General features: G+C 59.4%; 25 protein-coding genes and 1 pseudogene. 7 read left to right on the top strand and 19 right to left on the bottom strand.

All coding sequences use genetic code 11. The features are described 5' to 3' along the window. The first annotated feature begins 8 nt into the window (after positions 1-8). Positions 9-803: a DNA adenine methylase gene (locus HX868_RS23865; protein ID WP_177004570.1), complete on the top strand. Its 795-nt coding sequence runs from the start codon at positions 9-11 to the stop codon at positions 801-803. Positions 804-869: 66 nt separating this feature from the next. Here HX868_RS23865 and HX868_RS23860 read toward each other — a convergent pair whose 3' ends face one another. From HX868_RS23860 to HX868_RS23815, 11 genes and pseudogenes are all read right to left on the bottom strand, one after another. Next, a complete protein-coding gene (locus tag HX868_RS23860) occupies positions 870-1,256 on the bottom strand; it encodes a DUF2513 domain-containing protein (RefSeq protein ID WP_177004569.1) in 387 nt (128 codons plus the stop codon). A 101-nt stretch (positions 1,257-1,357) separates the two neighbouring features. After that, on the bottom strand, positions 1,358-2,038 hold the full coding sequence (locus tag HX868_RS23855; protein WP_177004568.1) for an SOS response-associated peptidase family protein: 681 nt from the start codon (positions 2,036-2,038) through the stop codon (positions 1,358-1,360). Positions 2,039-2,062: 24 nt separating this feature from the next. Further along, complete coding sequence (locus HX868_RS23850) at positions 2,063-2,401, bottom strand: hypothetical protein (RefSeq protein WP_177004567.1); 339 nt, start codon at positions 2,399-2,401, stop codon at positions 2,063-2,065. A gap of 1,100 nt (positions 2,402-3,501) precedes the next feature. Beyond that, positions 3,502-3,855, bottom strand: coding sequence for a gamma-glutamylcyclotransferase family protein (locus HX868_RS23845; protein ID WP_177004566.1), 354 nt, complete (start codon positions 3,853-3,855; stop codon positions 3,502-3,504). A 9-nt stretch (positions 3,856-3,864) separates the two neighbouring features. Next, a pseudogene (locus HX868_RS31335) lies at positions 3,865-3,984 on the bottom strand (M24 family metallopeptidase); the annotation flags it as partial. Between the two features lie 118 nt (positions 3,985-4,102). Continuing rightward, entirely contained in the window at positions 4,103-4,681 is a 579-nt protein-coding gene (locus HX868_RS23840) for a DUF4337 domain-containing protein (RefSeq protein ID WP_177004565.1), read from the bottom strand. Between the two features lie 127 nt (positions 4,682-4,808). Then, positions 4,809-5,135 carry a helix-turn-helix domain-containing protein gene (locus HX868_RS23835; RefSeq protein ID WP_177004564.1) on the bottom strand — a complete coding sequence of 109 codons (327 nt, stop codon included), beginning with the start codon at positions 5,133-5,135 and terminating at the stop codon, positions 4,809-4,811. A 215-nt stretch (positions 5,136-5,350) separates the two neighbouring features. After that, positions 5,351-6,145: an energy transducer TonB family protein gene (locus HX868_RS23830; protein WP_177004563.1), complete on the bottom strand. Its 795-nt coding sequence runs from the start codon at positions 6,143-6,145 to the stop codon at positions 5,351-5,353. A gap of 72 nt (positions 6,146-6,217) precedes the next feature. Beyond that, positions 6,218-8,956, bottom strand: a complete 2,739-nt coding sequence (locus HX868_RS23825; RefSeq protein ID WP_177004562.1) for a TonB-dependent receptor — start codon at positions 8,954-8,956, stop codon at positions 6,218-6,220. Positions 8,957-9,050: 94 nt separating this feature from the next. Further along, on the bottom strand, positions 9,051-9,992 hold the full coding sequence (locus tag HX868_RS23820) for a FecR family protein (protein ID WP_177004561.1): 942 nt from the start codon (positions 9,990-9,992) through the stop codon (positions 9,051-9,053). Then, entirely contained in the window at positions 9,985-10,512 is a 528-nt protein-coding gene (locus tag HX868_RS23815; RefSeq protein ID WP_095017263.1) for a sigma-70 family RNA polymerase sigma factor, read from the bottom strand. The genes HX868_RS23820 and HX868_RS23815 overlap by 8 nt, the downstream gene beginning before the upstream one ends. Before the next feature lie 154 nt (positions 10,513-10,666). Between HX868_RS23815 and HX868_RS23810 the strand changes: the two genes are divergently transcribed. Beyond that, complete coding sequence (locus HX868_RS23810) at positions 10,667-11,353, top strand: HAD-IA family hydrolase (RefSeq protein WP_177004560.1); 687 nt, start codon at positions 10,667-10,669, stop codon at positions 11,351-11,353. Between the two features lie 93 nt (positions 11,354-11,446). On the opposite strand, the gene HX868_RS23805 is transcribed toward HX868_RS23810, so the two are convergent. Further along, on the bottom strand, positions 11,447-12,193 hold the full coding sequence (locus tag HX868_RS23805) for a 3-oxoacyl-ACP reductase family protein (protein ID WP_033901224.1): 747 nt from the start codon (positions 12,191-12,193) through the stop codon (positions 11,447-11,449). A 126-nt stretch (positions 12,194-12,319) separates the two neighbouring features. On the opposite strand from HX868_RS23805, the gene HX868_RS23800 reads away from it, so the two are divergent. Then, complete coding sequence (locus HX868_RS23800; protein ID WP_177004559.1) at positions 12,320-13,246, top strand: LysR family transcriptional regulator; 927 nt, start codon at positions 12,320-12,322, stop codon at positions 13,244-13,246. A 70-nt stretch (positions 13,247-13,316) separates the two neighbouring features. Here the strand turns inward: HX868_RS23800 and HX868_RS23795 are convergent, their stop codons facing one another. The 3 genes from HX868_RS23795 to HX868_RS23785 form a co-directional block, all read right to left on the bottom strand. Then, entirely contained in the window at positions 13,317-14,045 is a 729-nt protein-coding gene (locus HX868_RS23795) for an aspartate/glutamate racemase family protein (RefSeq protein ID WP_095017260.1), read from the bottom strand. Positions 14,046-14,059: 14 nt separating this feature from the next. Next, the gene (locus HX868_RS23790; RefSeq protein WP_177004558.1) at positions 14,060-15,586 is read right to left on the bottom strand and encodes an NCS1 family nucleobase:cation symporter-1; all 1,527 of its coding nucleotides are present in this window, start codon (positions 15,584-15,586) and stop codon (positions 14,060-14,062) included. Between the two features lie 344 nt (positions 15,587-15,930). Beyond that, positions 15,931-16,665 carry a phosphoadenylyl-sulfate reductase gene (locus HX868_RS23785; RefSeq protein ID WP_177004557.1) on the bottom strand — a complete coding sequence of 245 codons (735 nt, stop codon included), beginning with the start codon at positions 16,663-16,665 and terminating at the stop codon, positions 15,931-15,933. A gap of 153 nt (positions 16,666-16,818) precedes the next feature. Between HX868_RS23785 and thrH the strand changes: the two genes are divergently transcribed. After that, a complete protein-coding gene (thrH, locus tag HX868_RS23780) occupies positions 16,819-17,436 on the top strand; it encodes a bifunctional phosphoserine phosphatase/homoserine phosphotransferase ThrH (RefSeq protein WP_177004556.1) in 618 nt (205 codons plus the stop codon). A 174-nt stretch (positions 17,437-17,610) separates the two neighbouring features. On the opposite strand, the gene pabB is transcribed toward thrH, so the two are convergent. From pabB to rloA, 4 genes are all read right to left on the bottom strand, one after another. Continuing rightward, a complete protein-coding gene (gene pabB / locus HX868_RS23775) occupies positions 17,611-18,954 on the bottom strand; it encodes an aminodeoxychorismate synthase component I (RefSeq protein ID WP_177004555.1) in 1,344 nt (447 codons plus the stop codon). 85 nt (positions 18,955-19,039) lie between these two features. Then, positions 19,040-20,026, bottom strand: coding sequence for an alpha-L-glutamate ligase-like protein (locus tag HX868_RS23770; protein ID WP_123474544.1), 987 nt, complete (start codon positions 20,024-20,026; stop codon positions 19,040-19,042). Further along, positions 20,026-21,561, bottom strand: a complete 1,536-nt coding sequence (rloB, locus tag HX868_RS23765) for an osmotic stress tolerance membrane protein RloB (RefSeq protein ID WP_177004554.1) — start codon at positions 21,559-21,561, stop codon at positions 20,026-20,028. The genes HX868_RS23770 and rloB overlap by 1 nt, the downstream gene beginning before the upstream one ends. 5 nt (positions 21,562-21,566) lie before the next feature. Further along, positions 21,567-22,103 (bottom strand): retropepsin-like aspartic peptidase RloA, encoded by a 537-nt coding sequence (rloA, locus tag HX868_RS23760; RefSeq protein WP_028617525.1) that lies wholly within the window; start codon positions 22,101-22,103, stop codon positions 21,567-21,569. Positions 22,104-22,375: 272 nt separating this feature from the next. Between rloA and HX868_RS23755 the strand changes: the two genes are divergently transcribed. Genes HX868_RS23755 through prpC form a run of 3 tightly spaced genes read left to right on the top strand, consistent with a single transcriptional unit; the run spans position 22,376 to position 25,147 of the window. After that, positions 22,376-23,086, top strand: a complete 711-nt coding sequence (locus tag HX868_RS23755; protein ID WP_016979247.1) for a GntR family transcriptional regulator — start codon at positions 22,376-22,378, stop codon at positions 23,084-23,086. Continuing rightward, the gene (gene prpB / locus HX868_RS23750; protein WP_021491517.1) at positions 23,086-23,979 is read left to right on the top strand and encodes a methylisocitrate lyase; all 894 of its coding nucleotides are present in this window, start codon (positions 23,086-23,088) and stop codon (positions 23,977-23,979) included. The genes HX868_RS23755 and prpB overlap by 1 nt, the downstream gene beginning before the upstream one ends. Positions 23,980-24,019: 40 nt before the next feature. Next, positions 24,020-25,147, top strand: a complete 1,128-nt coding sequence (prpC, locus tag HX868_RS23745; protein ID WP_177004553.1) for a bifunctional 2-methylcitrate synthase/citrate synthase — start codon at positions 24,020-24,022, stop codon at positions 25,145-25,147. Positions 25,148-25,172: the final 25 nt, after the last annotated feature.

Genomic DNA, 25,172 nt, shown 5'->3' with positions numbered 1-25,172 from the left:
GATCACTTATGAGCACACCGATAATCCCGTGGATGGGCGGCAAGCGTCGCCTGGCAGATCGCCTTATTCCGCTGTTCCCACCCCATGAATGCTACGTCGAGGTATTTGCCGGCGGCGCCGCGCTTTACTTCATGCGGCCCCAGGCTGCGCCGGTTGAAGTCCTCAATGACATCAACGGCGACCTGGTGACTTTGTATCGCGTGGTGCAGAACCACTTGGAAGAGTTCGTGCGCCAGTTCAAGTGGGCGCTCAGCTCTCGCCAGGTGTTCGAATGGCAGAAGATGACCAGGCCTGAAACACTCACCGACATCCAGCGGGCTGCCCGGTTTTTCTACCTGCAGCACCACGCCTTCGCCGGCAAGGTCAGCGGGCAGACCTTCGGAACAGCCACCACTGGACCTGCCATCAACCTGCTGCGGATCGAGGAGAACCTTTCCGCCGCGTGGCAGCGCCTCTCAGGCACCTATGTCGAGAACCTGGGCTGGCTGGAGTGCGCGGAGCGGTACGACCGGCCGCATACCTTCCACTACATGGACCCGCCTTACTGGCAGACCGCAGGCTATGGCGTGGACTTTCCTTTTGAAAACTACGAACGTATGGCCGACTTTATGCGCCGCTGCAAGGGCAAGGTGATGGTCAGCATTAACGACCACCCCGATATTCGGCGTGTGTTTGATGGGTTCCACTTCGAAACGGTGGACATTCGGTACAGCTCTACCAATCAGCGGCAGGGGAAGGCTGAGGTCAGCGGGGAGCTGGTGATCATGAATTGGGAGCCGGCGGCACTGGGAGGGTTGTTCTGACGTGAAAGAGGGGCGGGTATAAATTCATACCCGCATGACATAGCCGCCGCATAGGCGGCTTTTTCGTTACAGGGGAACCCCTGTATGCTTTTCGAGTTGCTGCTTGAGAAATCCCTTGGCTAATTGGCCAAGTAGTTCGAACGTTGAACCGCCCGCCTTCAACGCTCCTTCTTTGGTCATTTTCCAGATTTTGTCGTCTCTTACCGAGTCCGCAAAATCGTGACCAGCTGGTGTCAGCCCCGTAAAAATGTAAAGCCACCCGGGGTTACTCGGCATCGCAAAAAGTCTGCTTTGGATAGCCAGTTGGAGGTGATACTCGACTTGGGCTGGGGTGAAACCATCAATCACCATATCGCGCTCAAAGTCGTCGTAGGTAAGCAAATGATTTGGTCCCTGATGGTCCTTCTCAACCTCAAGCACTACAAGCCTCATCAAATCCATATCTCTGAGCATGTATGTCTCCTTCAGATGTCTCAGGCTCGCTCAATACCAAGCGTCCTTGATACTACAACGTCACTAAATTGAGCGCTCAGATCTCCGGTGAGATTTGGTTTCTAAAGTGCTGGCTGAATCAAACTGGCTTCCTTGTTTCTCACGTTGCCCACGGCGGCGCTGACCTTGAACCATTCAAAGGCCTCGGCCGGCTCGCCCTGGTGCAACACCAACTGCTCAGCACGCTCTTTTGGCGTTGCTGGGTTCAGCCATTCACGGGCAAGGTCCGGCGTAAGTACCACGGGCCTTCTGTCGTGGATGTCCACCATACCGCCGGCGCTGTCTGCGGTGATGATCACAAAGCCGTCATGCTCGCCCGGGCCTTCATCAGCGTCTGGTAGCTGGCCAATGGCTGCGCAGAAGATCGGCGCGCCGTCCCGCCTGCGGATTAGATAAGGCTGTTTCTTCGGTCCGCCTTCGTCCACCCACTCGAACCAGTTGTCGATAGGCGTGATCGCACGGTGTGGCCAGATCGCCCTAAAGAACGGGCCGTGTGCAACCTTTTCGACGCGTGCATTGATTGGCGCGGCTCGGTCTTTGGCCCAATGTGGGCGCCACCCCCATCGCACAGGATCGGCGTGTAGCAACTCGCCCTGCAGGTGTAGTAACGCCACGTGGGTCGTTGGGGCGACGTTGTATCGCTCGATCGGCTGATCACCCACCGAGTTTGCAAGGGCATTGGGCATGCTCAGTGCAGCAACAAAGTCGTGGATTCCCCGGTACTGCGACAGTCTTCCGCACATGGCAAACCCTCTTTCCGTTTGACCTTAGACAATCGTGGTCGGCCGAGGTCTCATTTCATTGACGATGCGCCGCAGCTCGTCCGCCTCCCGCCTGCTCGCATTGAACAATGTGGTCAGGTCGGCGATTTGCTTACGCATTGCTGCTGCTTCGGCCCCACGTTCCCGCAGATACCCCGCAAACTCAGTGTTCTTCGCCTGGGTTTCGAGAAGCATTTGACTGATACCGAAAACGTCTGCCCGCGCTTTGCGTAATTGCAGATTGAGTTCCTGGATCTCGTTCTCCAGCAGACGGCAATGCTGTCGGTACATCTGCAGTGGGGTGGGGAGACCAAGCCATCCGAGGGTGTCTTCATCACTGTTCATGGGTACGAATCCAATACTGTATACGCATACAGTAAATGACGTTTGGTCATGACGCGATTTGAGGCGACGAGCTGTAGGGGGGAGGCGGAGATTGGGCCGGAAAAGTCAGCTGGGATAGATGAAAGTTTGCCCTTCCGCAGCGTGAAAAAACCCATCTCAACATAGCAATTTATAGGTGTCACGGCAAGCGTAAGGGGATGCGTGGACCAATAAACACGGGGCTTTCAGCATGTTTGCGCCTACCGATCAGTCGCGGCCAGGACAGGCCCAGGCTCACCGCTGCCAGGTCGGGGAGTTGGCGTGCCACAAGTGGGGCAGTGGCGTGCTTCAGCACTCGGCGCGCGCCGTCGTCCCCCCACCTCGCCTGCGGGCTAAATGGGTCGTTATTTCTGCGCCCCTGCGGACCACTCCCGGCGGTTCAGGCTGGGCGCTTGCTTGGCGTTGTGGAGAGGTTGAAAGTCTGCGGAACCCTGCACCGAGGGGGTATTTCTTCGAAAGGTCTGGAGGCGTTGCTGTGCAGGTAGAGGGGGGGTATTTCAAAAAGAGTAATTTCAGTAACCATGTTTGGGTAATGGGCTGGAGGCCGCGTATTCCGTGGGGTTCGGTATTACAAAAAGGAGTAACAGAGAAGTAATTGAAAAGGTAATTCTTTGCCAACCTTTTGTTTTTAAAAGGTTTTTATACACATGAGAATTACATTTATAAAGAGTAATCAGATTACTTCAATATTACTTAAAGATTACCTTTTGGCCTGAATAAAAAACCCTTTAATTTCAATGGCTTGAGCATGAAAAACGGTCAAGATTACTTATGTTACTCTTTTTTTTGCCCCCCTCTAGATTTCGAATCTCAGCCCCATACACGTGTGATGCGCACGCGCAACGCGGTGTAATCTGAGGTCCGTGGGAATGGCGTGGGAACGCTTTCGCGCAACCGGCACCGCTGGAGCCCTTGTATTCCGGGGCCTCGGCTAAGGGATTGAGGGTGCGGGTACTTTCGAATCTCTCCTTCACCGCCAAATTCGATGTAAACAAAACCCCTGGTTTCGAGAGAAACCAGGGGTTTTGTTGTTTCAGGGGTTAGGCAGCAAGCTCAACGCTTCAGGCCTGCACGTACACCCAAGCCCTCATCCCCGAAGCCAATCCCACCTCCACCCGCTTGTAGTCCGCCACCTCATACGCATCCGCTGCTGCCAGTTCCTGATCCGAAATCTGAAAGACCATCCCCTCAACCCTGGCGCCTGCCTCAGCGCTCGGCGCCACAATCGGATGATGCGTCTTGCCGCTGCTCGCCAGCACGTCCGGGTCGGTAATCTTCACCCAGCTCTGCGAGTAACCCAGCATCGCGTCCTGCTGGCCGGTCAGTTCGCGGCCGAAGTTGGCCAGTTGTACGGATTTGTCTTGCAGCGTGCCGTAGGAAAACAGCAGCACGGGGTGTTCGGTGGAGCGGTTCATTGCAGTTCCTTAAGCGAGGAGGTCTTCGTAGAAAGCACCGTAGGGTTTGCTCGGGTGGGCGATCTGGATTTCGAGAGTCCATAGCCCGACATTCAGGTAGTGCTCGAAATCACCCAGGTCGCCGCCGCGCTGGCACAGGAGAGCATGTCCGGGTCGTTGCCAGTGGTGAAGGTGGTGCCGATATCTCCTTGAGTAACGTTATGCTATTTACTATATAGCGATAGGGCAGGGCACCCAAGGGAATTTGCTAGAAATGCAGCCAGGCCAGGCTACCCAATACCACTGCCATACCGCCTGCTGCATACGACATCCGCTTCAACCATTCCCGTCGCGTCAGCAGGGTAATGGCGGCCAACGAAATCGCGATCTGGATCGCGGTCATTGCCTGGGCCCAGCGATGATGCTGGTGCAGCGCCTGTTCCGATTTTTCATCCCATTCCTTTGACGTGGCTTCAAGCTTCTCGGCCTGTTTGCGCACGTCTTCCTTCTGGTTCTTGTAGCGCTCGATTTCTTCCTTGTAATGCACCGCGTCCACACCGGGAATGTGGGTAGCCAGTTCCGCGAGGTTTTGCCGACTGGACTTGGCCTGGTAGTAGTTCCATTGGTTGGCCGCTTCGGTCTTGAAGATGGCGGCGTTGTTCTTGTCCATCGCCGCTTCGCTTTCGGTCGAGCCGGCCTGGTAGCTGAGCATGGCGCCGAGGGTGGCCATGAGGGCGGTCATCACGGCGATGCGGCTGGCAAAATTGTCGCCACGGCCGTGGGCATGTTCGGTGGTGTGTTCGATGTGTTTTTCGTGGGGGCTGGGGACTTCGAAGGCTTCGGACATGGGGGCGTCTGTGAAGGGAGTGAGGGAGTCTGATTCTTTACCAATGAAGCTGTCTCAATCCTGTACGTAACGCTAGTGGGCATTTGGACGCACGGAATGAGGGGGGGGCGGACTTCGCAGAGTGACCCTATAGCTCCAACTGACGAACGTTGATGCCGAACGCCTTGGCTATTTTCTCGCGCGTTGCCCGGCGAAGCTTTTTTACCGTCTCTTGTTGGGCAAACGCAGATTGGGAAATCCCCAGACGTTCAGCGGCTTCTTTTTGCGTCAGGTTGAGGTACTCGCGCCAGGCACGGACGGGAGGTAAACCGTCGACAATCAGGCTGACAACTTGATGAGGAATAAGGTGCCCACGACCTTGCATTGCGAAATATTGTGCATAGGGAATCACTACAAAAACGGGTTTCCCTTCTGGGTCATTGATGAACTGAACGTGGGATGATGTGCTATTCAAGATTTCCCCTTGAAGGCTTATTCAAAGCTTATTTTTTTATAAGTCTTTTATTAGTTTTTTCGGGCTTTTTCGGAATACCTCACGCCCGGCGCCTCCTGACGTTAGCGTAGGCTCCGAGGGCGATTGATCAAAAGCTGTTGCTGCATGTAATTCTCTCTTTGCAAACAACGCTCACTCTGCCCTCACTTCGTCCTCACGTTGGCTTCACTTTGCTTTCACTTTGCAAAGACCACGGGCACCGTAAACCGCGTCTTGCTTCCCTCCGGCGGGCGCGGAACAGGGGACGCACGGTTGATCATATCCAGCGTTGCAGTGTCCAGTTCGGTAAAACCGGCCGAGCGCACGATGCTGGCGCTGAGCACCTTGCCGTTGCTATCGATCTCGAAGCGCAGATACGCCACGCCCCGGTCGCCTCGATCGCGGGCGTTTTGCGGATAACGCTTGTACCGTTCCAGGTGGGCAAGCAGTTCGGCTTCCCATTGCACCTTTTGCGCCGGGTCGGCCGCACCGCGTGAAGATTGATTGGCGGCGGTGGTATCGGCCGTGTGCGTGTCCAGTTTGGGCGGTGCTGTGGTGGTGGAAGGTGCCGGTTGTTCGTCCTGTTTTTTCGGCGCGGTCTCGAACTCGGCAGCGTGATTCGGTGCGGACGAGTAAGTGCCTCGGGCAGTGTCCTGAAGCGGGGACGTCACGGTTTTCGCCATACTCGGCCGAGTTGCGGCGACTATTTTCCTGGGCACTTCCCTTGGCGGTTTTTCCGACGGCGTATTCAGCTGTTTCTGCACCACTTTATCTGGCGCCACTTGCAGGTCTTCTTGCACCGCCTGGGCTACGGGGGCGGCGGCCAATTCGATCATCATCGCTGCGGGGGCGGCTTCGGCGACTAACACGCTGGGCGTATGCAGCCACCAGGCGATAAGGCCGGCATAGACGCTCAGGGTGATCAGTGTGGCAACACTCCACAGGGCCTTGCGCGGTGGATTGAGGTAGTCCGGGGCTGTCTTGGGAATCATGGGTTCATCAATAGGGATCAACGTAAAACGGGATGCCAAAAGGGCATCCCGCGATTCAACTCAACGGTAATATCAGAACTTGACGGTCAGCCCCGTGCGCAATGTTCGCCCAGGCGCGGGCATGAAGCTTTGAGCCAGCGGGTCCAGGTAGTAGACGTTGGTGAGGTTCTGTACCGAGAAGTCCAGCTGGGTGCCTTTGACGATTTCGAAACTGGCGAACAGGTCGTAGATCGCCGACTTTCGGTAGTACATCTGGTTAGTGGTGATGCCGTTATTCCACGACTTGTCCAGTTTGGCGGTGGGTGCGCTGTTGTAGACCATGCGTCCGCCGAGGACGAGACGGTTGTCAAACCAGCGGCTGCCCAGAGTGGTGTTCACAGAGTATTTGGGTGGGTTCTGGGTGTTGGTGTAGGAGCCCGGGAAGCCGCCGTCCACACAATTGGGTGTGGAAGGGTTGTCTTCTTCGCGTAGTTTCTTCGCGATGTCCGGCGCGCAGGTCTTGGCATTCAGGTAATAGGTGGCGGAGATGTCGGTGAACACCCGGCCCATGTCATAGCTGGTTTGCAGCTCGATACCCTTGACCGTGAAGCTGTCGACGTTCTGCAGGTTGCCTGCAAAGATGTCGGTGTAGTCACGGGTGATGTAGTTTTCGATCTCGTTGTTGAAATAGGCGAGTTTGGCCGCGGCGGTATCGCCGTCAATCAGTATGCTGTTTTGCAACGTACTGGCGCCGAATTCCCAATTCTTGCTGCGCTCGGGCTTGATGCCATCGGTCGGCACGGCGGCCGTGAACAGGCCCAGGGTCGACTCGAACAGGCTCGGCATGCGCACGCCTTCGTTGTAGTTGAGGTAGACGAAGCTGTTGTCGGTCAGGTTCAGCTTTACGCCGAAGGACGGTGCGAAGGCCTGGTCCTGCCGTTCAATGGGCGGCGCGAAGGTGTAGCTGGTCGGTTTGCGGTCCGGGCCGAACGTGGCGGGGCTGGCCTTGCGGTTGTGGTCCTTGCTGCTGAATTCGCTGTAGCGTCCGCCCGCCGTCAGTGTCAGGCGCTTGATCGGTGACCATTCAAGCGACGTCACCAGGCTGCTTTCTTCACGTTCGCCACTACGGATGAAGCGGTTCTTTTGCAGGTCCGACAGCAGCACCGGCGAGTTGTCATCGGGGCCCAGGTCTTCGGTCTGGTAAGAGCCCCCGTAGGTCCAGGCGAACTTGCCGGCGCGAGTGTCGAAACGCGAGGTGTTGCTCAGGTCCACGCCCCAGCGTTTGTCCTTGGTGCGGTTGCGCAGGGCGTCCTTGTAGGTATCGCCGAGCGGGTCGGCATCGTCTTCATGGCCGTAGAGTGGCGTCACCGTTACCAGGCCGTTGAAGGCTTCGCTCTGGGCTTTGGTGGCCCAGACGTTGGCGCTCAAATCGATTAGCGGGTTGTCTTCGGGCTTGTAGGTATAGCGCGCGGTGTAGGCGTTGATGCGCATGCTTCCCGGGTCCCATTGCGGCACGCTGCCGCTGGTATTGCGGATGATCTGCGAGGGCATCACTTCGCCGTAGTGGCCATCGGTGTAGCGGTAGGTCAGCTCCAGTTTCTGGTCCGTCGCCGGCTTGAGGATCGCCTTGAGCAGTACCGACTCCGCGTCGCTCGAGGTGTTGAACACTTCGCTGTCGGGCTTGAAGAATTTGGCGGCGGTGTTGGCCTCTTGGGTGACGTAGACGTACTTCCTGGTTTTCGGGTCGTATTTACGCACTTGCTGGAACACCTGGTACTTCTTGAAGCCCTTTTTACCCGCGTAATAGTTGCCGCTTTGGCGCTGGGAATAGGCCGCGACGAAATCCACCGTCTCGCCGGTGCTGGCGAATGCCACGCTGCCGGAATGCGCAGGGGAACCGCCCAGGCCATTGCTGCCATGGTGCGGCGTGGCCTTGTAGGTGCCGGGTGCTTCCACGCTGTTGCTCGACAAATCGCCCTTGAGGCGCACGCCGTAGGTTTCGCCGTCCTTGAGGATGTCTTTGGGTTGCAAGGTCTTCATCTTGACCATGCCGCCAATGGCGCCCGCCGCGTCGGCGCCGAGACTGGGGCCTTTGTCCACGCTGATTTCGCTGATCAGGTCGGGGTCGATGTAGCTGCGCTGTTGCATGCCGCTGTAGCCACGGTAGGCATCGATGGCCTGCTGGCTGCCGTCGATGGTCACCGGCACTCGGCTTTGGCCCTGGATACCTCGGATGTTCACGTCCAGTGCGCCGCCATTGCGGGCATCGCCGGTTTGTACGCCGGGCACACCCTTGAGGATATCGGCGGGGGAGGAGCCACGGAAACGGTTGATGGTCTCGCCCGAGATGAACACGCTGGAGCCGGCCTTGGTGTAGACCTGCGCGGCGGCACCGGTCAAGCGGCTGGTCTCGCCGCCCTTGATGGTCACGGGACCGAGCATTTCGGAATCGTCGAGGTCGTTGATACCTGCATTGGCGCCATCGCGACGGCTGAGAATCAAGCTGCGTTGGTTGTCGATTTTCCAGTTCACCGGTGCATTGCCGAGCAGGCGTTGCAGGGCTTGCTCCTGGGTGAAGTTGCCGCGCAAGGCTGAGGCTTGCAGTCCATCCACTAGCCCGGCTTCCAGGCCCAGTTGCAGGTTGGCCTGGCGGGCGAATGCGCTGAGTGCAGTGGTCAGCGGTTGCGCAGGAATGTCGAAGAAACGCGTCGCCTGATCACTCGGCGCGCCGCTGGCCTCTGCGGCCAATGCCTGGGACGGCTGGAAAATCGCGCTGTGGATAGCAGCACAGAGGATGGCCAATGCCAACGGTGCAGGTGATCGGTGACCCATGTTTCGTCGCCTTAGTGTTTGGTATTACGATTCATTCGCAATACAAGGAGCTACAAAGACGAACACCAGCGCGGTTTTTTTCAGGGCACTGTATTTATTTTTCTACAATCGTTTTTTTGTGGCCGATGACCATGAGGAACGGCGAGTACTCGTGCACCTCGCCTCCAATCGGCGCAACCAACGCCTGTAGTGCACGCCGGGTATCGCGCATGTCGTAGAGGCCGGTGATGCGCTTGTTGGCCAGGGCCGGGTCGTTGATCACAATCCAGCCCCGCTGGTAGCGCTCCAGTTGCTCGACGACCTGGGCAACGCTGACGTTCTCAAAGAATTGCGCGCCATTGATCCAGCCCGCGACCTCCGAGGGCGCCACTGACGATGGCGTGGCCTTGCCGCTTTGGCGGTCGAGCCACAGTCGTTGCCCGGCCGTGAGTCGATACGCTTTGTTCACGCCCACGGTGCCGTCACGCACTTCCACGGCCAGGCCGCCTTCGCGGCGGGCCACATCGAAGGCGGTGCCCAGCACGCGTACCACGGTTTCGTCGCTGCGCACTTCGAAAGGTTTTTGCGCATCATGGACGACGTCGAAAAACACCTCACCCTGCATCAGCGTGACTTGGCGCAGAGGGCCGTTAAAGCTCACGTTGATCGCGCTTTGCGGTGCCAGCGTCAGGCGGCTGCCGTCGCTTAGGGTGATCTCGCGGGTTTCGGCGGTGGCGGTGCTGTAATCCGCGCGCCAGACAGGGTTGGCTACCAGCGCTGCGCCTACCGCGAAGGCGCTGATACACGCAGCCGCCAACCAGGGCAGGCGTGAACGCGTCGCGCGTGGCCAGTGTTCCTGGGTCGTGGGCGCTTGTTCGTCCAGTGCATCCATGGCTCGATTGACCTGTGCCCAAGCCTCGAAATGTTCGTTGTCACTGTGCAGCCAGCGATCGAATTCCTCGAAGCGTTCGGGTTGGGCTTGCAGGTCCAGCAACCACTGGCCGGCGTCTTCGAGGCTGCGTGCCGAGACATTCCTGGGCGGGAGGGCATCATGCATACGGGCGTTCCTTACTGTGCGCGCCCTGGGTGGCGACGCTCGAAGCCAGGTGAACGATGGCGTCCTTGACCAGGCGATGGGCGGTGGAAAGCGAAATATTGAGATGATCGGCGGTTTGCTGCAACGTGAAACCACCAAGGCGATGCATCTCTACGGCGATGCGCATTTGTTCCGGCAGGTTGGCCAGGGTCGCGGCGATGCGGCTGGCGTCGTCGCCATGTACCACCCGCTGTTCCGGCGACAACTCCTTGCCGGGACGCATCCATTGCGCGGGCATTTTCTGCTGGCGTTTCTCGGTGGCCTGGCGGCGCACGGCGTCCAGCGCCAGGTTACGCACGATTCTGTAAAGGTAGGCCAGCGGTTGCTCGACCGGGTCATCCGTGTTGCCGCAAAAGCGCAGGAACGCGTCTTGCACCACATCTTCGGCGCGTGCGTGGTCGCCCACCACAACCTTGGCGTAGTTGATCAGTGCGGGGCGATGGTCGAGGTAGAGTTGCAGCCTGGCGGCGTTGTCGGTCACAGCGAAACTCGAAAAGAGATCAGAGCCTGGAGCGCCGCGACGTTAATTTAATTGAGAGTAATTATCAATACCGAGTCGCAACGGTTGCTTGCAGGCAAGGTGGACCGCTATTGTGCTGAATCCTTTTAGTCCTTCCCCCCAAGGATCTGTTGTGATGAATGCACCACGTACTGCTGTCCCGATCAAGGCTGTGATTTTCGATATGGACGGGTTGTTGCTGGATACTGAAGGCATCTACACCGAAGTGACACAGATCATCGCCGAGCGCTACGGCCGCACCTACGATTGGGATATCAAGCAGCACATCATCGGGCGCGGAGCCCAGGACCTGGCTGACTACGTGGTGAAGGCGTTGGACCTGCCGATCACCCCCGCAGAATTCCTGACGATCCGTGAACCACTGATGAGCGAGCGCTTCCCAAAAGCCCTGGGCATGCCCGGCGCTGAAGCCTTGGTGCGGCACTTGAAGGCGCACAATATCCCGATTGCCGTGGGCACCAGTTCGTCGCGCAATTCGTTTGGCCACAAGACCACCTTGCACCGCGAATGGTTTGGCCTGTTCGACACCATCGTTACCGCTGACGACCCGGAAGTCGGCGCCGCCAAGCCCGCGCCGGACATCTTCCTCACGGCCGCCCGCCGCCTGGGCGTTGCGCCCGAGGATTGCCTGGTGTTCGAGGATTCGCCGTTTGGCGTCACCGCCGCCAAAGCCGCGCACATGACCGCCATCGCCGTGCCGGATGAAGCCATGGCCGACAGCAAATACCACCATGCCGACCAGATCATCCGCAAACTCGCGGACTTCGATCTGGCAGCCTACGGCCTGCCACCTCTTCGCTGAATCAAGCGCGGTAAAAAACGGTAGGAGCCCGGCTTGCCGGCGATGGCGGTCTTGAAGACGCCATCGCTGGCAAGCCGGGCTCCTACCGTTCGGTCAGGCGCTGAAGCCACCATCAATGGTCAAGCTTGCACCGGTGATATATCCGGCCTCGGGCCCCGCAAGGTAAGCCACAAAGCTGGCGATCTCTTCCACATGCCCATACCGACCCACGGCCATCAACCCAATCAAACTCTCGGCAAAATCACTGTTCGCCGGATTCATATCGGTATCCACCGGCCCTGGCTGCACATTGTTGATCGTGATGCCCCGTGGCCCCAGGTCCCGCGCCAGGCCCTTGGTCAACCCGACCAGCGCCGCCTTGCTCATGGCATACGGGCCACCACCGCCAAACGGCATGCGCTCGGCATTGGTGCTGCCAATGTTGATTACCCGACCCCCTTCACCCATATGCTTGGCTGCTTCCTGGGTGGCGATAAACACGCTGCGTACGTTGATCGCCAGGGTCTGGTCAAAATCTTCCAGCTTGAAATCTTCCAGCGGCGCGATGGCCAGCACACCGGCGTTGTTCACCAGGATATCCAGGCGGCCAAAAGCTTCGACCGTGGCGTTGACGGCGTTGCGGATCGCACCGGCATCGGCGCTGTCGGCGTGGATCGCCAGGGCTTTGCCGCCTTCGCTGATCACGCTGTTCTGCAACTCTTCAGCCTTGGCGGCCGAGCTGACGTAGGTAAAGGCAACCGCTGCGCCCTGTGCTGCGAGGCGTTTGACGATAGCGGCGCCGATGCCGCGAGAACCGCCTTGAATCAAGGCGACTTTGCCGCTGAGGTTCTGTGTGGTCATGTCGATCTCCTAGCTGTTCAAGGCGGGATGCCTTGTTGTTGGAACCGAGTATCGACCTCGCCAGCCCCTCCCGGTAGACCGTGATTGCTATAGTCTGTGTAAACCAAAAGTTTAGAGTGGGTCGATATGGAAAGCTTTGGCAGTATCGAATGCTTCGTACGCAGCGCCGAGGGTGGCAGCTTTGCTGAAGCGGCGCGGCACCTGAGCCTGACCCCTGCAGCCGTCGGCAAAAGTGTCGCCAAGCTGGAGGCGCGCCTGGGTGTCAGGTTGTTCCAGCGTAGCACTCGGCGTCTCACTCTGACCGAAGCCGGAAAACTGTTTCTGGAAGAGGTCAGCGGCAGCCTCACCACCATCCAGAACGCCATGGCCAACCTGGCCAGTGCCGAAGGACGGCCAGTCGGCACGCTCAAGGTCAGCATGGGTACGGTGTTTGGTAATCGGTATGTGGTGCCGCTGCTGGGGACGTTCATGCAGCGGTTTCCGGATATCAGCCCGGACTGGCATTTCGATAACCGCCAGGTCGACTTGATCGGGCAGGGCTTCGATGCCGCCATTGGTGGTGGTTTCGAGCTGCCCCAAGGCGTGGTAGCGCGCAAGTTGACGCCGGCTCATCGCGTGCTGGTGGCGTCACCGGGCTACCTGGCGCAACGCGCTTCGGTATCAACCCCAGAGGACTTGGCGCGTTGCACCGGGATTCTCATCCGCTCACCGCAAACCGGCCGAATCCGCTCCTGGCAATTGACCAGCACCGAGCGTGAACACCGCCCGCTGGTGCTCAAACCAGGCATGACCATGAGCGACTCCGAGGCGGCCTGCTGCGCCAGCGCCCAGGGCCTGGGCATCGCTTTGGTGAGCATGCCCATGGCCGTGCCGTTCCTGGATAGCGGCGCGGTGGTGCGGGTGCTGCCCGACTGGTACGTCGACGACGGTAACATCTCCATTTACTACGCCGAACACAAACTGCTGCCCGGCAAGACCCGCGCATTTGTGGATTTCATCATCGAGCAGTTTGCCGAACAACACTTGACCAACAGATTCAATGCCACCCTGTAGGAGCCCGGCTTGCCGGCGATGGCGATCATGAGGGCGCTATCGCCGGCAAGCCGGACTCCTACAAGGTGTATCACCGTCCGAACTGGCCCGGCCAACCAATGACCTTCTTCGCCCTCGGCGTCGCATACGTCCTGATCTTCGACGTCGACAACCCCAACCGCACCAGCGACTCCGCGATGGTTACAGCAGCGGTTACACCGTCTACCACCGGCACACCGGTGCGCTGGCGAATCTGCTCATCCAGCCCGGCCATGCCACCACAGCCCAGGCAGATCACCTCGGCCTTGTCGTCGCTGATGGCCAGTTCGGCCTGGCGCACGATGGCTTCCATCGCCGCCAGCGGGTTCTCTTCCAACTCCAGCACCGCCATGCCACTGGCCCGTACCGAGGCGCAACGCTGGTACAGGCCGGCCAGTTTCAGGCGGTCTTCGATCAACGGCACGGTGCGGTCCAGGGTGGTCACCACCGAGTAGGCGTGGCCCAGGAACATTGCGGTGCTGGCGGCGGCTTCGGTGATATCCACCACCGGCACGTTGAGCAGTTCCTGCAAGCCTTCACGGCCGTGCTCGCCGTAGCCGGCCTGGATCACCGCGTCGAACGGCTGGTCGTAGGCCATCACCCGGTCCATCACCGCGATGGCCGCCAGGTAGCTTTCAAAGTTGCCCTCCACCGACTCCGCGCCGAAGTAGGGCGTGAGCCCGACAATCTCAGTGCCGGGCGCAGCCACGGCGCGTGCCTGCTGGGCGATGGTTTCAGTGATGGATTCGGTGGTGTTGACGTTGACCACGAGGATACGCATGGAATGTCCTTTGATTAATGACTGACATTATCGACTGCAATGCTTTCGCCGCTGACATCGGCGTAGAACGGCTGGCGCTTGGCGATCAGCAGGTACAGCACCCCTGCAATACCGGCGCCAAACATCCAGGAAAACGGTGACACGCTGGCAAAACCGGGCAGCAGCGCCAGGAGAATGGCAATCACCGCTGCGGGAATGAACGCCGCCACTGCGCGTAAATTGACCCCACGGCTGTAGTAATAAACGCCATTCGGGTCTTCGCTATACAGCTGCAACACGTCCACCCGGCTTTTACGGATCAACCAGTAATCGACCATGATCACCCCATACAGTGGCCCCAGCAGGGCGCCCAGGCCGGAAAGGAAATACACGATCACCAACGGGCTGTTGTAGAGGTTCCACGGCAGGATCAGCACCGCCACGGTGGCGCTGATCAATCCGGCACGACGGAAGTTCAAGTACTTGGGCGCCAGGTTGCTCAGCACAAAGGCCGGTGCGACGAAGTTGGCCATGATGTTCACGGCCACGGTGACGATCAGGAACGCCAGGCAACCGAGCACCAGGAAAAAGGTGCTGGGAATCGCCGCGATGATTTCAGTAGGGCTTTCGATCACCCGGCCATTGAGCTGGAACTGACCGCCGCACAGCAGCACGGTGATCGCGGCAAACACCAGGATATTCACCGGCAGGCCCCAGAAGTTGCCGACCTGGATGGTCTTGCGGCACGGCGAAGAGCGGGCGAAGTCGCAGAAATTGAGGATCAGCGTGCCGTAGATCGCCAGCCACAGCGCGCCACCGGCAAAGATATTGCGCCACATCTCGCCACCGCTCAGCGGTTCGCGGATCGACCAGGCGATGTTGCCGCCGGTCTGGAAATACATCCAACCGGCCAACGACGCCACCGTCAGCAGAATCACCGGCCCGGCGAAGCCTTCGTAGCGGCGCACCATCTCCATGCCGTAGGCCAGGATCACCAACTGCACCAGCCAGATCGCCACAAAACAGGCCCAGCCGAGCGACGACAGGCCTAGGATCGAGTTGTGGTCGTAGTCGGCAAAACCCGGATGAATGGCCGTTAAAAGCACGCGGAAAACCACCGAAGCCAGGTAGGTCTGGATACCGAACCAGGCAATCGCAATCACCGCGCGAATCAACGCCGGAATCTGCGCGCCATGAATGCCGAAGCTGATACGGCTGATCACCGGAAAGGGCACACCGGTCTTCTGGCCCATGTAGCCCGACAGGTTCATGAAGAAGTACACCAGCGCCGCGCCAATCCCTAAGGACAGCAGGATCTGCCAACCGCCCAGGCCCAAGGCATACAAGCCAATGGCGAAGGAGTAGTTGGCGATGTTGTGCACATCATTGGTCCACAGCGCAAAGATGCTGTAGCGCCCCCAGCGCCGGCCTTCGACTTTGGTGGGCGCCAGGTCCTTGTTGTGCAGCCGGGGGCTGAGCACCAGCGGACCGGGCTCGATGGCTTCGGGCTTCAGGGAGGAGGGCAGATCCAGTGCGATGTTATTCGAGAGGCTTGTACGCATTCCGGCAGGCTCCAGCGCATCGGCAGCCAAGCCGCAGATGGCAAAGTGTATGTAGGTTTTGTATTTATTGTATACAAAGCGCATTTCACCTTAAGCCACTTGCGTGCCAGTTTTTGATCTATGAAAACTGTGTGTAATTTCGTTTTTATAGGCGAAGGAAATAACTAGCTGAATTTAAAGCGATATAAATTGACCGTTTGAACAGCTATTTATTTTGTTGGGTCAAGTGTGTGCAAAACAGCGAGGGTATTGAGGCGGGGAAGAATGTAACTTTTCGGTGCGTAATTTTATAAGTGCACACAAGAATGGCACTAATGGTGACATTCTTGTGTACAGATCGAGGGTCATGCCTTGCTGATGATATTCCCCGCGTGCAGCCCGCATTCCTTCTGCGTGGCTTCTTCCCACCACCAGCGGCCTTCGCGTTCGTGCTGGTTCGGCAGCACCGGGCGGGTGCAGGGCTCGCAGCCGATGCTGATAAAGCCGCGCTCATGCAGGCTGTTGTACGGCAACTCCAGCATACGGATGTAACCCCAGACTTCCTCACTGGTCATCTGCGCCAGCGGGTTGAACTTGTACAGGGTGCGTTCCGGGGTGGAGAAGGCTGTGTCGATTTCCAGCGCCGCCACTTGGCTGCGGGTGCCAGGGCTCTGGTCGCGGCGCTGGCCGGTAGCCCAGGCGTTGACGCCGGAGAGTTTGCGGCGCAGCGGCTCGATCTTGCGTACGCCGCAGCATTCGCCATGGCCATCTTTATAGAAGCTGAACAGGCCCTTCTCTTTGACGAAGGGTTCCAGCTTGCTCTGGTCCGGCGAGATCAGCTCAATGTCGATCTTGTAGAACTCGCGCACCTGCTCGATGAACCGATAGGTCTCCGGGTGCAGGCGGCCGGTGTCGAGGCTGAACACCTTGACGTTCTTGTTCAGCTTCCAGGCCATGTCCACCAGCACCACGTCCTCGGCGCCGCTGAAGGAAATCCACAGGTCATCACCGAACTGGCTGAACGCCAGTTTGAGAATGTCCTGGGCAGATTTGTTGGCATAAGTCGCGGCGAGTTCAGCGACGTCGAAGGCTTGGTTCATCAGGACGGTTCCTACAGGTCAGTGGCGCTGAGCGCTCTATAGGGAAGCGATGGTATCAAAATCCGCTCTGCGTTGCGGCGGCGAGCTTGAATCGCTAGAGTTCGGCAGTCCTTTTGCTCGCTCAACCGACAACATCAACAATGGGAGTGTCTTGTGGAAATTGCCTGTCTCGACCTGGAAGGGGTGCTGGTTCCGGAAATCTGGATCGCCTTCGCCGAAAAAACCGGTATTGAATCCCTGCGGGCCACCACTCGGGACATTCCCGACTACGACGTGCTGATGAAGCAGCGCCTGCGCATCCTCGACGAACACGGGCTCAAGCTCGCGGATATCCAGGCAGTCATCGCGACCCTCAAGCCGCTGGACGGCGCCGTCGAATTCGTCAACTGGCTGCGCGAGCGCTTCCAGGTGGTGATCCTGTCCGACACCTTCTATGAGTTCTCCCAGCCGCTTATGCGCCAACTGGGTTTCCCCACCTTGCTGTGCCACCGCCTGATCACCGACGAAACCGATCGCGTGGTCAGTTACCAACTGCGCCAGAAAGACCCGAAGCGCCAGTCGGTATTGGCCTTCAAGACCCTCTACTACCGGGTGATCGCCGCCGGTGATTCCTACAACGACACCACCATGCTGGGCGAGGCCGACCGTGGGATTCTGTTCCATGCGCCGGAGAATGTGATTCGCGAATTCCCGCAGTTCCCGGCGGTGCATACGTTCGAGGATTTGAAGAATGAGTTCATCAAGGCGTCGAATCGGCCGTTGAGCCTCTAAAATACACTGGTGTGGGGCCACGCCTTCTGTGGCGAGCGGGCTTGCCCCGCGTTGGGCTGCGAAGCAGCCCCAAACCAGGCCCGGAGAACAGACTGATACACCGCGTTCATCTTAAATGGGGCTGCTACGCAGCCCAACGCGGGGCAAGCCCGCTCGCCACAATAGATCTCTCTATTACAGTCCTTCGAGTGTCTCCAACAACACCCGCACCTTGGTCAGCGACTCCTGATACTCCGCCTCCCATTGCGAATCCGCCACAATCCCGCCACCGCCCCAGCAGCACACCTGCCCATCCTTGACCAGCAAACTGCGAATGGCGATGGAGCTGTCCATCTCGCCGCGCACATCCAGATACACCAGCGACCCGCAGTACAACCCGCGTCGCGTCGGCTCCAGTTCGTCGATGATCTGCATCGCGCGGATCTTCGGCGCGCCGGTGATGGAGCCGCCGGGGAAGCTGCCGGCGATCAGGTCGAGGGCGTCTTTGCCATCGGCCAATTCGCCGATGACGCTGCTCACCAGGTGGTGCACGTTGGGGTAGCTTTCCAGGCTGAACAGCTCCGGCACGCTCACCGAGCCGGTGCGGCAGGTGCGGCCGAGATCGTTGCGCAGCAGGTCGACGATCATCAGGTTTTCGGCGCGATCCTTGGGGCTGGCCAGCAGTTCGGAGGCGTTGGCGGTGTCTTCTTCGGCCGTCAGGCCGCGCGGGCGGGTGCCTTTGATCGGCCGGGTTTCGACGCGGCGCTCGCTGATATGCACAAAACGCTCGGGCGACAGGCTCAGCACCGCGGCGTCGTCCGGCAGGCTCTGGAAGCCCGAGAATGGCGTCGGGCAGGCTTCGCGCAGGGCGCAGTAGGCGACCCAGGGATCGCCCGCGCACGATGCACGGAAGCGCTGGGCAAAGTTGACTTGGTAACAATCGCCGGCCTGGATGTAGTCCTGGATGCGCACGATAGCCTGGCGGTAGGCCTCGGCGGTGAGATCAGGAGCCATGGGGCCTTTAAGCTTGAAGGTCGCCGCGTTGCTGGCTACCGGCTGGCCGAACAGAGCGATCAAGCGTTGTTGCTCGCTCTCGGCCAGTGCCGGATGAAACACAAGCTGGCTGGTCTGCGCCTGATGATCACTGATCAACGCCCAGGCATATAGCCCGAAGCGCGCGTCCGGCAGGTGCAAATCGTCCGCGGCAAGGTGCGGCATGTGCTCAAGATGGCGGCCAAAATCATAGCTGAGGTAGCCGATCAGCCCACCCGCAAACGGTAACTCAAAGCCCGCAGGCAGATCCGCCTCGCCCAACTGCGTAAGGTTTTCCCGCAAGCGTTGCAGGAAATCACCACCGTTTTCGTCAGGTGAAACCGTCAATGTCGCTTGTGGCCAGGCGCTCAGCAGGTCATAACGCCCGCGCTCAGCTGCCGGTCGGCCGCTGTCCAGCAGCACCGCGCCAGGCGCATGGCGAATCGCCGCAAAATACGCAGCGGGGTTGGCCTGGTAAGGCAGTGGGTATACAGAGCAGGTCGACATGCGAGGCGAATCAGCTATGGGCATTGAAGGGGCGGCAATTGTACCGCATTCCACTGTAGGAGCCGGCTTGCCGGCGATGCGATCTTCAGCCTTCCACAGGTGGAATATGCCCAAACATTTCCTGCACGAACCTCACCCGTTCCTCCGGCGTTTCCGTTACGCCAGCGGCTTTCAATTCTTCCAGCCGCGCTTCCACCGCATGCGTACGCAGGGTCAAACCGCAGTCGTTGGCAATCTGGATATTCAGCCCCGGCCGCGCATTCAACTCAAGAATCAGCGGGCCTTTCTCCTGGTCCAGCACCATGTCCACGCCGATGTACCCCAATCCACACAGCTCATAGCAACCCGCCGCGAGCTTCATGAAACCGTCCCAGTTGGGCAGTTGCACGCCATCCACCGCGTTGGTGGTATCGGGGTGTTTGGTGATGATGTTGTTCAGCCAGGTGCCGCGCAAAGTCAGGCCAGTAGCAAGGTCCACGCCCACGCCGATGGCGCCCTGGTGCAGGTTGGCCTTGCCGCCCGACTGACGCGTTGGCAAGCGCAGCATGGCCATCACCGGGTAGCCCATCAGCACAATGATGCGGATGTCCGGCACGCCCTCATAGCTGATGCTCTTGAAAATCTGGTCAGGCACTACGCGGTATTCGATCAACGCCCGATCACGGTGGCCGCCGAGCGAGTACAGGCCGGTGAGGATGCTGGAGATCTGATGCTCGATCTCTTCATGGCTGATGATTTTGCCGGACACCGTGCGATAGCGCCCCTCAAAGCGGTCCGCCACCACCAGGATGCCGTCACCGCCGGCGCCCTGGGCCGGTTTGATCACGAAATCGCTGCGCCCGCCGATGATATCGTCGAGCTTGTCGATTTCCTTCTCGGTGGAAATCACCCCGTACATCTCCGGCACATGAATGCCCGCCGCCAGCGCGCGCTCCTTGGTGATGATCTTGTCATCCACGATCGGATACAGGCTGCGCTTGTTGTACTTGAGCACGTAGTCGGCATTACGCCGGTTGATGCCCATGATCCCCCGCGCTTCCAGGGCTTTCCAGGTCTTCCAGAAGCCGAACATTACTGGTCAGCCTTCTTGAGAAAAGCCTTGAAGCGCACCAGCTCGGTCAGGCGATAGCCGCGATAACGACCCATGGCCAGCATGAAACCCACCAGGATCAGCAGGATCGCCGGGAAGGTGAACACGAAGTAGATCAGCTCCGGCACGCTCATGATGATGTGCGCCAGCGATGCAGCGAACAGCGTACCAATCGCGACTTGCAGCGCGTGGTTGGCGCCGCGTTCTTCCCAGGTGATCGACAGGCGTTCGATGGTCATGGTCAGGATCACCATCGGGAACAGCGCCACCGACAGCCCGCGCTCCAGCCCCAGTTTATGGCTGAACAGGCTGATGGCCGCGATCAGCACCACCACGAACGTCAGCACCACCGATAGTCTCGGCAACATCTGCAGTTTCAAGTGTTCCAGGTATGACCGTAGCGACAGCCCCAGCGCCGTGATAATCGTAAACAGCACAATCCCGAAGCCCAGTTGCGTCTCGCGGAACGCCAGGGCGATCAGCACCGGCGTGAACGTGCCCAGGGTCTGCAGACCGATCAGGTTGCGCAGGATCAAAATCACCAGCACGCCAATCGGGATCATCACCATGATCATGAAGGTCTGCTGGGTTTGCAGCGGCAGGCCGTACAGCGAGTATTCGAGGAAGTTGGCGTCGGTGTTCTCGTCGGTCAGCTTGGCCAGGCGGATCGCGTTCATCTCGCTGTTGTTCAGGCTGAAGGTCACCATGGCCTTCTTGCCGCCATCCACCGTGATCAGGTTTTCATCGCCGGTCCACCAGAGCAGGCGATCAGCAGGCAAACCTTGTTCGCCGGTTTCCGGGTTGAAGTACAGCCAGTCATTGCCATTGAAGCTGCGCAGCCAGAGTTCCGGGGTTTGCGGCTGGTCGGCGACCAGGCGGATGGTGTGGACCTTTTCAACTGGTACGTGGGCGATGGACAGCAGCAACTCGACGATCTTGGCCTTGTGCGGCGTGGACGGGTCGCCGGCCAGCAGCAGCTTCACATTGTCGTCATTGAGGTTGTTGGTGCGCTTGATCGCTTCGCTGATAAAGGTCTCGACGTCGGCCGAGTGCTGGCGGATCGGCGCCAGCAAGGCTTCGGCGGCGATTTTTTCGGGGCCTTCCACGGCAATGCTGTCGCGGAAGGTCGGGCCCTTGACCTTGACCTTTTCACCGCTGTAACGCTTGGTGAGGACCAGGCGGTAATACAGGGTCTGGTTGCCCTTGGCGCGGCGTGCTGACCAGGTCACCTTGCGGTTGCCGTCGGTGCGGTTGACGCTCACGCCGTAGTTGTTCGAGATAAAGCTCTCGTTGAGGCTGACGAAGTCGCGGCTCAAAGGCGGCACGAACATCTGGATCTTCACCGGGTCTTTCGGGTTGGCGACGAACTCGACCTTGGCGTCGATGTTCCACAAGTCGTCGGTGGCGTCCTCGGTGACGGGGATGCCCAGCACGAAGATCTGGTAGGCGGTGACCGAAATACCCAGCACCACCAGGATGGCGATCAGGATTTTCAGGTGCAGGGTCAGAGAGCGCATTCGGTTTACTCGGCGGTATGAGCGTCGGCGGCGCAGGCGGGTTTGCCTGCTGCGTATTTAAGACTGGGGTCGACCAGCGCATCAAAGCGTTTCAACGCTTCGGAGCCGATCAGCAGCGGGTATTGGAATGCGCTGCGGTCAGTCAAGTTCACTTCGATGCTGCGTAAAGCGGTGCCCATGCAGATATCCAGGGCAATCACCGGACGGGCGGTGTAGTTCTTGTCCTCATCGGGGTCGTAGTCACCGGCGCGGCGCTTGATCTTGCTGACGCGGGCCAGAGGGCGTTCGATGGGGTGGGAATGAGCGGTGTCGATGGCCAGGTAAAAGCGCACCCAGGATTCGCCGTTGCGCTTGAAGCGCTTGATATCACGGGCACTGAGGGAGGCGGTCTTGGCGCCGGTGTCCAGTTTGGCGGCGACTTCCAGGTCGATCCCGGCCAACTGGGCGTATTCGTTGAGGCCGTACACGGTCTTCTCGGCGGCGACGCCAAGGCCCGGTGCAGCCAGGAGGCAAATCAATAGAAGGAAGGGCTTGAGTCTCATAAATCCCGAGGCGGTGCAGTGCGATGTTCAATTCAAGGCGACTGGCATTACTGCGCAAGCTCCCTCGTGCGCCGTTTCATCTCGCGATGTCAGGCAAAAGTGGCGGGCATTCTAACATGATGCTTTTTTGGCGCCAGCGCTGGCAGGCGGCCATGCCCTGCAAGGGTGCATCGGCGGTTATTAGACGATTGTCGACAATGTGGATTTATTCTTTGACTATCCGGGGCTGATTGGCTAGTTTTTGCGACATTGCTTTTAAAGGTGTCGACAATATGCTGGATCAGCTGGAATCCCCAGTGGTGGCGCAAGACGATTCCCAGACCATGTCCGAGAACGTCTTCCGGCGTATCCAGGCCGCCATCGTCAAGGGCGAGATTGCCCCCGGCAGCAAGATCTCCGAGCCGGAACTGGCGCGCACCTACGGCATCAGCCGCGGCCCGCTGCGCGAGGCGATCCATCGGCTGGAAGGCCAGCGCCTGCTGGTGCGCGTGCCGCATGTCGGTGCGCGGGTGGTTTCGTTAAGCCATGCCGAGCTGATCGAGCTCTATGAAATCCGCGAATCCCTCGAAGGCATGGCCTGTCGCCTGGCCGCCGAGCGCATGACCGACGCGGAAATCGAAGAGCTGCGCCAGGTGCTGCATACCCATGAGCGCGATGAAGCCTTCCAGGCCGGCCTGGGTTACTACCAGCAGGAGGGCGACTTCGATTTTCATTACCGGATCATTCAAGGCGCCGGTAACCGTACTCTGACCCAAATGCTCTGCGGCGAGCTGTACCAATTGGTGCGCATGTACCGCATCCAGTTCTCCGCCACCCCCAATCGTCCACGCCAGGCCTTTGCCGAGCACCACCGCATTCTTGACGCGATTGCCGATCGCGACGGTGAACTGGCCGAACTGTTGATGCGTCGGCATATCGGCGCATCCAAACGCAACATTGCCCGTCACTTCCCGGACGGCACTGCCCAATCACGAGGTGAATGATGAGTTCCAATAACAAGACGACTCCAGGCCAGCGTTTCCGTGACGCGGTCGCCAGCGAGCATCCTTTGCAGGTAGTCGGCGCGATCAATGCCAACCACGCGCTGCTGGCCAAACGCGCCGGTTTCAAGGCGATCTATCTGTCGGGTGGCGGTGTGGCTGCCGGTTCCCTCGGCGTGCCTGACCTTGGCATCACCGGCCTGGATGACGTGCTGACTGACGTGCGCCGCATCACCGACGTCTGCGACCTGCCGCTGTTGGTGGACGTGGACACCGGTTTCGGCTCCTCGGCGTTCAACGTGGCGCGCACGGTCAAGTCAATGATCAAGTTTGGCGCGGCCGCGATCCATATCGAAGACCAGGTCGGCGCCAAGCGCTGCGGTCACCGCCCGAACAAGGAAATCGTGTCCCAGCAGGAAATGGTCGACCGCATCAAAGCTGCCGTGGATGCGCGCACCGATGACAGTTTCGTGATCATGGCGCGCACCGATGCCCTGGCCGTGGAAGGTCTGGAGTCCGCCCTGGAACGTGCCGCCGCCTGTATCGAAGCCGGCGCCGACATGGTGTTCCCGGAAGCCATCACCGAACTTGAGATGTACAAGCTGTTCGCCTCCCGTGTGAAGGCCCCGATCCTGGCCAACATCACCGAGTTCGGCGCCACGCCGCTGTACACCACCGAACAGTTGAAATCTGCCGATGTTTCCATCGTGCTGTACCCGCTTTCGGCCTTCCGCGCCATGAACAAGGCCGCCGAAAACGTCTACACCGCGATCCGCCGCGACGGCACCCAGCAAAACGTGATCGACACCATGCAGACCCGCATGGAGCTCTACGATCGCATCGACTACCACACCTTCGAGCAGAAGCTTGACGCGCTGTTCGCAGCCAAGAAGTAAAGAACAGCCTCCCTAATAAATTCAAGATTGGAGAACCGACATGGCTGAAGCAAAAGTACTGAGTGGTGCCGGCCTGCGTGGCCAGGTGGCCGGGCAGACCGCATTGTCCACCGTGGGCCAAGCGGGCGCCGGCCTGACCTATCGCGGCTATGACGTGCGCGAACTGGCCGCCGATGCGCAGTTTGAAGAAGTCGCCTACCTGCTGCTGTACGGCGAATTGCCGACCAAGGCCGAACTGGCCGCCTACAGCGCCAAGCTGAGCAAGCTGCGCGATCTGCCGCAAGCGCTGAAAGAAGTGCTGGAACGCATCCCAGCCGACGCTCACCCGATGGACGTGATGCGCACCGGTTGTTCGTTCCTGGGCAATATCGAGCCCGAGCAAGACTTCAGCGTGCAGCGCGACGTCACCGATCGGCTGCTCGCCGCCTTCCCGGCGATCATGTGCTACTGGTATCGCTTCAGCCATGACGGCAAGCGCATCGATTGCGTGACCGACGAGCCTTCCATCGGCGGCCACTTCCTGCACCTGCTGCACGGTAAGAAGCCGAGCGAGTTGCACGTCAAGGTGATGAACGTCTCGCTGATCCTCTACGCAGAGCACGAATTCAACGCCTCGACCTTCACCGCCCGGGTGTGTGCCTCGACCCTGTCCGACCTGTATTCCTGCGTCACCGCCGCCATCGGCTCCCTGCGTGGCCCGCTGCACGGCGGCGCCAACGAAGCGGCGATGGAAATGATCGAGCGTTTCTCGTCCGCTGAAGAGGCGGTCGAGGGCACCCTAGGCATGCTGGCGCGCAAGGACAAGATCATGGGCTTCGGCCACGCGATCTACAAAGACAGCGACCCGCGTAATGAAGTGATCAAGGGCTGGTCGAAAAAACTCGCTGACGAAGTAGGCGACAAGGTGCTGTTCCCGGTCTCCGAAGCCATCGACAAGACCATGTGGGAGCAGAAGAAACTGTTCCCCAACGCCGACTTCTACCATGCCTCGGCGTACCACTTCATGGGCATCCCGACCAAGCTGTTCACGCCGATCTTCGTGTGCTCGCGCCTGACTGGCTGGGCCGCGCATGTGTTCGAGCAGCGCGCCAACAACCGCATCATCCGTCCAAGCGCCGAATACACCGGCGTAGAGCAGCGCAAGTTCGTGCCAATCGAACGTCGCTGAATGGGAACACCTCGATCCCTGTAGG

The organism is Pseudomonas reactans (assembly GCF_013385825.1).
Lineage (GTDB): Bacteria > Pseudomonadota > Gammaproteobacteria > Pseudomonadales > Pseudomonadaceae > Aquipseudomonas > Aquipseudomonas reactans.
This window is presented reverse-complemented; position numbering and strand designations above follow the sequence as displayed.

Excerpts from the sequence above, each read along its gene's own strand:
- HX868_RS23805 (WP_033901224.1), bottom strand. The coding sequence starts at position 12,193 with ATGACCACACAGAACCTCAGCGGCAAAGTCGCCTTGATTCAAGGCGGT.
- rloA (WP_028617525.1), bottom strand. The coding sequence starts at position 22,103 with ATGAGACTCAAGCCCTTCCTTCTATTGATTTGCCTCCTGGCTGCACCG.
- prpB (WP_021491517.1), top strand. The coding sequence starts at position 23,086 with ATGAGTTCCAATAACAAGACGACTCCAGGCCAGCGTTTCCGTGACGCG.
- HX868_RS23860 (WP_177004569.1), bottom strand. The coding sequence starts at position 1,256 with ATGCTCAGAGATATGGATTTGATGAGGCTTGTAGTGCTTGAGGTTGAG.
- HX868_RS23825 (WP_177004562.1), bottom strand. The coding sequence starts at position 8,956 with ATGGGTCACCGATCACCTGCACCGTTGGCATTGGCCATCCTCTGTGCT.
- rloB (WP_177004554.1), bottom strand. The coding sequence starts at position 21,561 with ATGCGCTCTCTGACCCTGCACCTGAAAATCCTGATCGCCATCCTGGTG.
- HX868_RS23845 (WP_177004566.1), bottom strand. The coding sequence starts at position 3,855 with ATGAACCGCTCCACCGAACACCCCGTGCTGCTGTTTTCCTACGGCACG.
- prpC (WP_177004553.1), top strand. The coding sequence starts at position 24,020 with ATGGCTGAAGCAAAAGTACTGAGTGGTGCCGGCCTGCGTGGCCAGGTG.
- HX868_RS23830 (WP_177004563.1), bottom strand. The coding sequence starts at position 6,145 with ATGATTCCCAAGACAGCCCCGGACTACCTCAATCCACCGCGCAAGGCC.
- HX868_RS23820 (WP_177004561.1), bottom strand. The coding sequence starts at position 9,992 with ATGCATGATGCCCTCCCGCCCAGGAATGTCTCGGCACGCAGCCTCGAA.
- HX868_RS23785 (WP_177004557.1), bottom strand. The coding sequence starts at position 16,665 with ATGAACCAAGCCTTCGACGTCGCTGAACTCGCCGCGACTTATGCCAAC.
- HX868_RS23770 (WP_123474544.1), bottom strand. The coding sequence starts at position 20,026 with ATGTTCGGCTTCTGGAAGACCTGGAAAGCCCTGGAAGCGCGGGGGATC.
- HX868_RS23800 (WP_177004559.1), top strand. The coding sequence starts at position 12,320 with ATGGAAAGCTTTGGCAGTATCGAATGCTTCGTACGCAGCGCCGAGGGT.
- pabB (WP_177004555.1), bottom strand. The coding sequence starts at position 18,954 with ATGTCGACCTGCTCTGTATACCCACTGCCTTACCAGGCCAACCCCGCT.
- HX868_RS23865 (WP_177004570.1), top strand. The coding sequence starts at position 9 with ATGAGCACACCGATAATCCCGTGGATGGGCGGCAAGCGTCGCCTGGCA.
- HX868_RS23855 (WP_177004568.1), bottom strand. The coding sequence starts at position 2,038 with ATGTGCGGAAGACTGTCGCAGTACCGGGGAATCCACGACTTTGTTGCT.
- HX868_RS23755 (WP_016979247.1), top strand. The coding sequence starts at position 22,376 with ATGCTGGATCAGCTGGAATCCCCAGTGGTGGCGCAAGACGATTCCCAG.
- HX868_RS23795 (WP_095017260.1), bottom strand. The coding sequence starts at position 14,045 with ATGCGTATCCTCGTGGTCAACGTCAACACCACCGAATCCATCACTGAA.
- HX868_RS23810 (WP_177004560.1), top strand. The coding sequence starts at position 10,667 with ATGAATGCACCACGTACTGCTGTCCCGATCAAGGCTGTGATTTTCGAT.
- HX868_RS23790 (WP_177004558.1), bottom strand. The coding sequence starts at position 15,586 with ATGCGTACAAGCCTCTCGAATAACATCGCACTGGATCTGCCCTCCTCC.
- HX868_RS23840 (WP_177004565.1), bottom strand. The coding sequence starts at position 4,681 with ATGTCCGAAGCCTTCGAAGTCCCCAGCCCCCACGAAAAACACATCGAA.
- HX868_RS23850 (WP_177004567.1), bottom strand. The coding sequence starts at position 2,401 with ATGAACAGTGATGAAGACACCCTCGGATGGCTTGGTCTCCCCACCCCA.